The organism is Acidobacteriota bacterium (assembly GCA_028875575.1).
GTDB lineage: Bacteria > Acidobacteriota > Terriglobia > Versatilivoradales > Versatilivoraceae > Versatilivorator.
This window is the reverse complement of the sequence record JAPPDF010000065.1, coordinates 1-10,213: the sequence shown is the minus strand read 5'-3', so window position 1 is coordinate 10,213 and position 10,213 is coordinate 1. Positions and strand designations below refer to the sequence as shown.

The 10,213-nt window shown below is 64.7% G+C and carries 8 protein-coding genes; all 8 read left to right on the top strand.

Translation table 11 applies throughout. The annotated features are described in order from the left end of the window. The first annotated feature begins 410 nt into the window (after window positions 1-410). Window positions 411-2,123, top strand: coding sequence for a hydantoinase B/oxoprolinase family protein (locus tag OXI69_09630; GenBank protein ID MDE2666401.1), 1,713 nt, complete (start codon window positions 411-413; stop codon window positions 2,121-2,123). A 17-nt stretch (window positions 2,124-2,140) separates the two neighbouring features. Next, complete coding sequence (locus tag OXI69_09625; protein ID MDE2666400.1) at window positions 2,141-2,263, top strand: hypothetical protein; 123 nt, start codon at window positions 2,141-2,143, stop codon at window positions 2,261-2,263. Between the two features lie 193 nt (window positions 2,264-2,456). Continuing rightward, window positions 2,457-4,559, top strand: coding sequence for a hydantoinase/oxoprolinase family protein (locus OXI69_09620; GenBank protein MDE2666399.1), 2,103 nt, complete (start codon window positions 2,457-2,459; stop codon window positions 4,557-4,559). Continuing rightward, a complete protein-coding gene (locus OXI69_09615) occupies window positions 4,559-6,481 on the top strand; it encodes a CocE/NonD family hydrolase (protein MDE2666398.1) in 1,923 nt (640 codons plus the stop codon). Before OXI69_09620 ends, OXI69_09615 begins: the two co-directional genes overlap by 1 nt. Next, window positions 6,478-7,410: a pyridoxal-phosphate dependent enzyme gene (locus tag OXI69_09610; GenBank protein ID MDE2666397.1), complete on the top strand. Its 933-nt coding sequence runs from the start codon at window positions 6,478-6,480 to the stop codon at window positions 7,408-7,410. Before OXI69_09615 ends, OXI69_09610 begins: the two co-directional genes overlap by 4 nt. Before the next feature lie 459 nt (window positions 7,411-7,869). Beyond that, a complete protein-coding gene (locus tag OXI69_09605; GenBank protein ID MDE2666396.1) occupies window positions 7,870-9,027 on the top strand; it encodes a hypothetical protein in 1,158 nt (385 codons plus the stop codon). A 59-nt stretch (window positions 9,028-9,086) separates the two neighbouring features. Further along, window positions 9,087-9,314, top strand: a complete 228-nt coding sequence (locus OXI69_09600; protein ID MDE2666395.1) for a helix-turn-helix domain-containing protein — start codon at window positions 9,087-9,089, stop codon at window positions 9,312-9,314. Window positions 9,315-9,515: 201 nt separating this feature from the next. Continuing rightward, the coding region (locus tag OXI69_09595; GenBank protein MDE2666394.1) for a PD-(D/E)XK nuclease family protein at window positions 9,516-10,213 on the top strand (698 nt) is incomplete at its 3' end.

Below are 10,213 nucleotides of genomic sequence, written 5' to 3'. Positions count from 1 at the left end.
CCCCCCCACCGGTTCGACTGCGGGCGAAGCCCTTGTCTCACCGACTCCCCCTCCAGGGGGGAGTGATACTTGAGGCCTGCACAAGGCTTTTTGCCCGATTCCTGGGTGGGATGTAAGCCATGTTCGCGGTCTTATGTGTAAAGTATGATTGCGGTTTGCAAGGCGGGAATCACTCCCCCCTTGAGGGGGAGTCGCAGAAGCCGAGCCGGATGGCGAAGGCTGATGCGGAGGGGGGCAAACCAACGCCCTGCGTCCCACTCCCCACAAATTTGTCCTACACCCCGCTGCGACGCAACCTTTTACCGCGAGCCCGGCTTTGCACTAAACTGGGTGCCCGCGCCGCGTGCCGGCGCCCCACGGCCCCTTCGGCAACGCCGCCACCGGCCGGAGAATCAAGGATGTCCTCTCGAATGGACTCGATTCAATTCGAAGTGATCCGCAACGCCCTGGTGGAAGCCACCGAGGAAATGGCGGTTTCGCTCAGGCGTAGCGCCTATTCCACCAACATCAAGACCCGGGCCGATTTCTCCTGCGCCTACTTCGACCACGAGTTGAGACCCATCGCTCAGGCCTTCGGGCAGGCGGTCCACCTGGGGTCGCTGGTGGAGCTGGTGCCCAGGGCTGTCCGGCAGTTCGGCGTCGAAAGGCTGGGAGAGGAAGACGCCATTCTGACCAACGACCCTTATTCCGGGGGCGTCCACTTGAACGACGTGACGCTCATCTCGCCGGTCCATGTCCGGGGAGAGTGCTTCGGCTACGTGGCCAACCTGGCCCATCACGTGGACGTGGGCGGAGGGGCCCCGGCCAGTATCGGCGCTTTCCGGGAAGTCTTCCAGGAAGGGATCATCATTCCTCCCATCAAGCTGGTGCGGGGAGGGGAGATGGTCGAGGACCTGTTTGCTCTGGTGATGGCGCAGATTCGCTCGAGCTACGAGACTGCCGGAGATTTCCGGGCCCAGATGGCGGCCAACGTTACCGGGATGCGCCGCTTGAAAGACCTGTTGAACCGCTGGGGCGCCGAAACGGTGCGGGCCGGCCAGGAGGAGCTCCTGGCGTATACCGAACGGCGTGCGCGCCGGGAACTGGCTCGCCTGCCCCGGGGAGAGTTTTCCGCCGAGGGTGTTGTGGACAACGACGGCTTCACCGACCGGCCGGTGCGGCTGGCGGCCCGGGTGGTGATCGACGAGAGAGGAGTCCTGTTCGATCTGAGTGGCTCCGATCCTCAGAGGGCGGCCCCCGTCAACTCCACCTACGCCATGACCTATTCGGCCTGCGCCTACGTCCTCAAGTGCCTGATCGATCCGGACGTGCCGGTCAACCACGGGTTCTACCGCCTGGTGCGACTGGCGGCCCCTGCCGCCACGGTAGTCCATGCCCGCCCTCCCGCCCCGGTGGTCGGGGGCTGGGAGACCCAGACGCGGTTGACCGATGTGATGTTCAAGGCCTTGGCGCCGGCCCTGCCCGAGCGGGTCCCGGCCGGAACCAAGGCCATGCAGTGCCAGGTGGGTTTCGGCGGCACCGACCCCAGAACGGGTGAGCTCTACGCCTTCTACGAGGCCATTGCGGGAGGATACGGCGGACGGGCTTGCCGCGACGGTCCCGATGCCGTGCAGGCCCACGGCCAGAACACCGAGAATGCGCCGGTCGAAGAGATCGAGATCAACTACCCGGTTCGGATCCTGCGCTACGAGCTGGTGGAGGAGTCGGAAGGGGCCGGAAGGCAGCGGGGCGGCCTGGGGCTGCGCCGCGATTACTGTTTTCACGATCATGCCGTCTCCTTTACCATCCTGGCCGATCGGGACCGGTGGGGGCCCTGGGGACTGTTCGGGGGCTTGCCCGGCCTCAAGGCCAGCTATGTTCTGAATCCACAGGGTGCGGCGACCCGGTTGGGCTCCAAGGTGACCCTCCAGCTCCAGCCTGGGGACGTGGTCAGCTACCGCACCTGCGGCGGGGGCGGTTACGGAGATCCTCGTCAACGGGACCCGCAAGCCGTGGCACGAGATGTGCGGGAGGGCAAGGTCGGACCGGAGCGGGCCCGACAGGTTTACCAGGTTGCTGTCGACCCGGTCACGCTCCGCATGGACGAGAAGCGCACCCGCGAGCTGCGCCGGGGGGAAGTTTGAAGTGTGAAGGATGAAGTGTGAAGTTTGAAGGGTGGAGGGTGGAGAGTGGTCAGGGGAGGGTGCCCGGAGCAGACAAGCGCCTGATGACCCGGTTGTTCTTTCTCAAGGACCGTGCCGAGACCCACAAGACACTTGACTGATCGATTCCAGTCCTATTTAAAGGACTGCGCCGAGACCGGCAAGAGGCCTTGCGTGTCGATCGAATAGCTCTTCAAACTACATCCTTCAAACTTCAAACTTCACACTTCATTCTTCACCCAGACGCGCCGCCGTCCCATTTGACGGGGCGGCTCATAAGGGGCGAAACAGCGGTTGTTACAGGAAGGGGGTCCAGTGGCCTACCGGCTGGGAATCGACATCGGCGGTACCTTTACCGACGCCACCCTGATCAACGAAGCCACCGGCGAAATTCGGATCGGCAAGGTCCCCTCCACGCCCAGGGACCACTCGCAGGCTCTGCTGGAAGCCGCTCACCGAATTCTGAGCGAAAACGGCGTCGACCCCGGCCAGGTGACCTACCTGGTGCACGGGACCACCGTGGCCACCAACGCCATCATTGAGGGCACCATCGCCCGCACCGGCTTCGTCACCACCGAGGGTTTTCGAGACCTGTTGGAGATCGCCCGTCAAATTCGGCCCAGCCTCTACGACCTCCAGTTCGAAAAACCCAGGCCGCTGGTGCCCCGTTACCTCTGTTTCGGGGTCCCGGAGCGCCTGGATGCCCGGGGGCAGGTGTTGACGCCCCTGGATGAATCGGCCGTGGTCCGGGTGGCCGCCCGCCTGGCGGAGGAAGGGGTGGAATCGATCGCCGTCTGCCTGCTTCACGCCTATGCCAACCCGGAACACGAGCAGCGGGTGGGGCGGATTCTGAGGCAGGCCCTGCCGCGGGTTCCTCTCTCCCTGTCCAGCGAGGTGGCTCCCGAGTTCCGCGAATACTTCCGGGCCAGCACAACCGTCATCAATGCCGCCATTCAGCCGGTGGTCGCCCGTTACCTGCAGCGCATCGAAAGTCAACTGCGCAAGGAAGGGGTGGAGGCCGAACTGCTCCTGATGCAGAGCAGCGGCGGGGTTTTCACATTCGCCGAAGGACGCCGCAGGCCCGTATTCATGGTGGAGTCCGGGCCTGCCGCCGGAGTCATATCGGCAGCCTACCTGGGAAAGGAGCTGAGCTTTTCCGACCTCATCTCCTTCGACATGGGGGGCACCACTGCCAAGGTGGGACTGGTCCGTGACGGGACTCCCAGGATCACCAAGGACTACGAGGTGGGCTCCTCGGCTCAGGCCGGAACCGGCGCCCAGCGGGGGGCCGGCTATCCCATTCGCACCCCGGTGATCGATCTGGTGGAGATTGGAGCCGGTGGCGGGTCCATCGCCTGGGTGGATTCGGGTGAAATCCTTCGGGTGGGTCCCCGAAGCGCCGGAGCCGAGCCCGGTCCCGTCTGTTACGGGCAGGGGGGCAGCGAGCCTACCGTAACCGATGCCAACCTGGTTCTGGGACGCCTGCAGCCGGACCACTTCCTGGGAGGCAGGCTCACCCTGGACGTGGAGGCGGCGCGCCGGGCCATCCGCGAAAGATGCGCCGATGCCCTGGGAATGGGAGTGGTGGAGGCCGCTCACGGGATCGTGGAAATCGCCAATGCAGCCATGGTGAACGCCCTGCGGCTGGTTTCGGTTCAGCGGGGCTATGACCCCCGGCGGTTTGCCCTGGTGGCCTTCGGCGGGGCCGGTCCGGTGCATGCCAACCGGCTGGCCGCCGAGATGGAGATGCCCACCACCATCATTCCCCCGAGTCCCGGTACCACATCGGCGCTGGGGTTGCTGGTCACCGACCTCAAGCACGAGTTTACGACCACTCTGATCCAGCGATTGGACCAGCTCGACCTTGCCGCTGTGGAAGGGACCTATCGCAGGCTGGAAGCTCAGGGGAAAGAGACGCTCGACAGGGAAGGGGTGCCGTCGCGGGACATCGGTTGCCTGTGGCAGGCGGACCTGCGCTACGTGGGACAGAGTTACGAACTGAGCGTTCCATGGGCGGGGAACCGCGTCGATGCCTCCACGGTTCAGCAGGCGGCCGAGCAATTTCACCGCGAGCACGACCGGGCCAATGGATTCAGCGCGCCGGAGGAGCCGGTCGAACTGGTCAACCTTCGGCTGGTGGCCGTCGGCCGCATCCGAAAGCCCGGACTGCGGCAACGGAAAGCCGCCGGTCGAGATCTCTCCTCGGCCCTCAAGGCCAACACCTCGGTCTATTTTGCCGAAAGCGGCAGCTATGTCCCCTGTCCCCTCTACGACCGCTACCGGTTGGAGCCCGGACACCGGATCGAGGGGCCTGCCGTAGTGGTGGAGCTGGACTCGACCACGGTCATCCATCCGGGTTGCCTGGCAGAGGTGGACAGCCACGACAACCTGATTCTGCGAATCCGGGCGCCCCGCTGATGAAATCTCCCCATCCATACCAGGTGGCCATATTCAAGGATCTGATGATCCCCATGCGGGACGGGGTGCGCCTGGCAGCCGACATCTACCGGCCGGCCCGCGCGGGAGCGGTGCTGCCGGGCCCCTTTCCGGCTCTGCTGGTGCGCACTTCCTACGACAAGCAGGCGGAATGGCTCATCGACGAGGTGGCTGACTGCTTCACCCCGAGAGGGTTCGTGCTGGTGCTGCAGGACCTGCGCGGCCGGCACCGTTCCGAGGGAACGGGCCAGTATTTCCACACCGTCAACGAAACGGCCGGAACCGACGGATTCGACACGGTGGAGTGGATTGCAGCCCAGCCCTGGTCGAACGGCCGGGTGGGCGCCATGGGCAGCTCCCACCTGGCCCTGGTCCAGACCCACATGGCCCTCTACCGCCCACCCCACCTTGCGGCCATCTGGCCCGACGTCAGCCCCACCAACAGCTATGCCCACCAGGTGCGCTGGGGTGGAGCCATGCAACTCCACATGTTCGGGGCTCTGTTCCTGCATGCCTATGACGCCCAGGAAATCCGGGACGACCCGGCAGCCCGGAAGCGAGTGTTGCGGGGTATGGAGCGGATGGGGGACTGGGTCCGCCGGACACCGTTCCAGCCGGGCAGCACTCCCCTGGCGGCAGTCCCCAACCTGGAAAAGACCCTGTTGGACTACTATCGCCGGGGGGCTTACGATGAGTTCTGGCGACTCGAAAGCAACGATTTCGAGCCACACTTCCAGCGCCACGCCGACATCCCGGGCACCTACAGCGGGGGCTGGTACGATCCCTTCGCCATCGCCACCACCCGCTACTATGCGGCCATGGCCCGGCAGAACCGGTCGCCGCAGCGGCTGGTCATGGGGCCCTGGACTCACGGGGGAATGCGCGCCGGATATTCCTTTGCGGGAGACGTCGATTTCGGCTCCGAGGCCTCCTGGGGACGCGACCGCTATAACCGTGAACGGCTCTCCTGGTTCGAAGGCTGGCTGAAGGACCCGCCTCCCCGGCCGGACCCGAGTCCCCCGGTGCGCCTCTTCAGAATGGGCGGTGGCAGCGGCCGAAAGACCGAAGAGGGGAGGTTGAGCCATGGAGGGGAGTGGCGCTTGGAAAACGAGTGGCCCTTGGCCCGCACGCGCTACCGCGCCTTTTTCCTGCGCAGCGGTGGAGGGCTGAGTCCCTCCACGCCCCCTCCAGGCGAGGCGCCCGCCGGCTTCGCCTTCGATCCCTCCCATCCCGTGCCCACCATTGCCGGGGCCATGACAAGCATCTTCGAGCTGGCTCCACTGGGCGAGCTGGCGCAGTCTCCCTGGTCCGGGTTCATCCCCGCGCGAGCCCGGATGCGCAGCCTGGTAACCGAAGGGGCCGCCGACCAGAAAGAGCAACCAGGGCTGTTCGCCTGCCGTCCTCCCTTTCCTCGACTGTCGCAGCGGCCGGACGTGCTGGTGTTTCAGACACCTCCGCTGCAGGAGGACGTCGAGTTGACAGGGCACATCACCGCCAGGCTCTGGATTTCCTCCACTGCTCCGGATACCGACTTTACCGTCAAGCTCCTGGAGGTCTATCCTCCCAATCCGGACTATCCGGAGGGCTACGATCTGAACCTGGTGGACGGAATCCTCCGAGTGCGTTACCGCAATGGTTTCGAGAAGGAAGAGCCCATGCGGCCCGGCCAGGTCTATGCCATCGAGATCGACCTGCCGCCGACCAGCAACTGCTTCAAGGCCGGCCATCGGATTCGGGTGGACGTTTCCAGCAGCAATTTCCCTCGCTTCGACGTCAACCCCAACACCGGCGAGCCCACGGGAAGGCACACCCGCTCGCAGGTTGCCCACAACACGGTCTACCTGGACGCCGGCCGGCCCTCGCACCTCATTCTGCCCTTTGTCCCCGGGAGACAGACCCGATGAACCCACTCCATCTACAAACACCACTGTGGGAGTCCCGGCCCCTCAGCGCACTGCTGGGCGCCCGGGTCTGGCTCAAGCTGGAGGCCTTTCAGCCCACCGGCTCCTTCAAGATCCGAGGTGTGGGCCATGCCTGCCAGTCTGCCCTGTCGGAGGGGTCCCGGGCCCTGGTGGCCTCATCCGGAGGCAACGCCGGCTATGCCGTGGCCTACGCCGGCCGCCGGCTCGGCCTGCCGGTCACGGTGGTGGTTCCCGAGACGACCTCGAGCCTCATGCTGGAACGGCTCCGCGGCGAAGGAGCCGCCGTCATCCAGCAGGGCGCCGCCTGGGACGACTCTCACGCGGTGGCCCTGGATCTGGCGCAGCGTCGGGAGGCGGCATACATCCACCCCTTCGACGATTCCAGGATCTGGGCCGGCCATGCCAGCCTGGTGCGGGAAGTCGGGGAGGCCGGGGTGAAGCCGGACCTGGTGGTGCTGGCGGTTGGCGGCGGCGGGTTGCTGTGCGGCGTGCTGGAGGGAATGCACCAGGCAGGCTGGCAGGAGGTGCCGGTCTGCGCGGTGGAGACCGAGGGGGCCGACTCGTATTCGCGGTCGGTCGAGGCCGGTCGGCTGGTGACGCTTCCGGGCATCGCTTCGCTGGCCACCTCCCTGGGAGCACGCCAGGTCGCTCCCCGGGCGCTGGCCTGGACAGAATCTCATCGGGTCGTTCCCTGGGTGGTGACGGATCGCGCCGCCGTCGGGGCGGTGCTGCGCTTTGCCGATGACCACCGGCTGCTGGTGGAGCCGGCCTGCGGGGCCGCCCTGGCGGGTGTCTACGACCGGGCGGAACCGCTGCTGGGAGCGGAGACCGTTTTGGTGGTGGTGTGCGGTGGGGCCGGAGTCACCCGGCAGCTCCTGGCAAAGTGGTGTCGCGGATTGGGTCTGGATTGAGACTAGTGAAGTGTGAAGTTTGAAGGGTGAAGGATGAAGTTTGAAGGGTGGTTGGCCGAGGGTATCGGGAACGGGCAAGCGCGTGATGAACTGCCTGCGCTTGTCTGATACAAAAAAGAGTTATCCACGTAGGGACACGAAGAAAAACTGAAAGGAATCTTTCCCTATTCGTGTCCATTTGTGGTTCGTCTTCAAAAGAGATCGACAGTTTCTTCCTCGAATGATCCGCCCGGCAGGGCGGGGGCGTCACTTATCTGTAAGGACTGCGCCGAAACCGACAAGATGCTTTGCGTGTCGATCAAACAGCTTTTCAAACTTCAAACTTCAAACTTCACACTTCACACTTCACACTTCACACTTCAAACTTCAAACTTCCCACTTCACCCAAGCGCCGCCGTCCCATGCGACCGGGCGGCTCATACGGGGGCGAAACAGGGGTGTTCCAGACAAGGAGGTTCCATGCAACGTCGCACTTTCCTGAAACAGGTTTCCGGTACCGGGCTGGCGACGGGGTCCCTGTTGTCGGGCAGCCTTGGGGCTGCCGGTCGCCGGGGGAGCATGCAGGATCTCGCAGAGATCGGCATGGTGGTGGCGCACGGCAGTCACGCCCAGGCCGTCTGGGCCGACACCATGAACCCGGCTCCCGGCCGGATGCGGACCACCGGCATGGTCATCACCAAGGTCTGGAGCTTTCGGCCCGATTTTGCCGCTCGTTTCGCGGAAAGCTTCCCGGGAGTCGAGACCGTCAAGAACCTCGAGGATATGGTCGGCACGGTGGATGGGGTCTACATCGATGCCATGCCTGCGGTCTCGCTGTACCACCTGCTGGCCCGTCCCTTTCTGTTGGCCGGAATGCCGACTTTCGTCAACCGCCCCTTTTCGACTTCCATCGAGAAAGCCAGGCTGATCATCGAGGCGGCTCGCCAGGGGCAAGCGCCGCTGATGAGCAATTCCACCTGGGAATTCGCCGAGAGTGTCGGGGACTTGCAGGACAAGGCCTCCCGGATGCCGCGAATCCTGGGCTACTCGGCTCACAATTCGATGAGCGATTACTACACCCACGGCATCCACGGGATCTACTACATCGCCGCCGTGTTGCGGGAGGAACGGAAAAAGGGCCGGGGGAAGTGTCTTCAGGCCTCCTATCTGACGCCCGACTGGCGGAGACCGCCCGGGGCGCTGAGTTTCGTCCACGAGGACCGGGACGGCGGGTTCTTCTATGGTCAGCTCCACTTGCAGTCGGACATGGACGGCCAGGCCTACCTGCGGCTGTTCGGGGATCGTTCCGGAGACTTCGAGGGCAAGATTCCGGCCAGTCCCGGGTGGTTTCGCTACAACACCTGGAATGCCATGCAACTGGTCATTCAGGAGATGATTCTGAAACGGACCCCGCCCGAGCAGGGCGATGACCTGCTGGAGAAGGCCTCCATGTTCCTGATGGGTTTCAAATCCGCCCTGGATGGTCAGGGGGCTCCCGTGAGCCGCCAGGAAGTGGAGGGTTGGGAGATCCCGCCCCCCTCGCTTTCTCTCAAGGAGGGAGGACATCCGTCCGACAGCGCCTTCCAGGAACCCTACACCGCAGACGAGCTCAAGAGCCTGGAGCGCTACCTTTCCTGAACGGGGGAGCGAGAGTTCACCCCGGACCGACCTGGCCTGAAGGCCGAGGAGGATTTGCGATGCCCTGGAAAGAGATGTCCGCGCTGGACCAACGCATCCGGTTTGTCCGGGACTACTTGAGCGGTGACTACACCAAGAAAGCCCTCTGTCGGCACTACGGCATCAGCCGGCCCACCGGCGACAAGTGGATCGAGCGCTATCGCCTGTACGGACTGGGGGGACTCTATGAGCGCTCGCGAAGACCCCACCGGCTCCGCCAACGCCATCGATCTTCGCCTGGCGGCTAGGCTTCTGCACCTCTCCCTCAAGGTCAGGTAATCGCAGGGCCTGCACAGGAGTTCTGGATGCAAGGCGGCGGGTATTGGTTCCCCCCTCCCCGCAGTCGAACCGGTGGGGGGCAAACTCCGCGCCCCGTAAGCGAATATCGGTGGAAGGCGCCGTGGACGAGTCCGCCGCTCGTAGAGGGGCGTTAATCTATCGGAATCGGAATGACAGTCAAATTCGACCCCCACCGGCGCACCCTGACCTTGAGCGTGGGCGATCTCTGCTCCGAACCCGCCAACTCCGGAAGCCTCAACCTGGTGCCCTTGAGGGATCTGCGCGGCGAACTGGGCAGGGAAGTCCATCAGGAGTATCAGTCCGCCCAGTCCCGCGCGTTCCCCGGGTACCAAACCGAGGTGTCTCTGGGTTACGAGTTCGAAGTCGACGGTTGCGGGGTGGCGATTCAAGGTCGACTGGACGGCGTCTATCCCGAGCGGGGGGGCTGGGTGGTGGAGGAGGTCAAGTCGAGGATGGGTCCGGTGCAAGCCGGGGAGGAATCGCCGGTGGTCCCGGCCCATTTGCTGCAGTTGAAAATCTACGTGCACCTCTGGATGAAGGCTCATGCAAACGATGAAGTTCGCGGCCGGCTGGTTGTCATCAGTTGCAGCGACCGGAGCAGCCACTGCGTGGAAGTCGAGTCGGACTCGCCGGCCATGGACCGATTTCTGGAAAGCCGGATCCGTGAGATTCTGGCTCAACTGCAGCGAAGCGCCCGGCGGGAAGAGGAGGCGCGGGGCCTGCCGCCCTTGCGCTTCCCCTATCCGCGCATGCGGGAAGGTCAGGCAGGTCTGACGGAAGCCATCGAGGAGGCGCTCCAATCCAGCCGGCCCCTGCTGGTTTCCGCCCCGACAGGGATCGGCAAGAC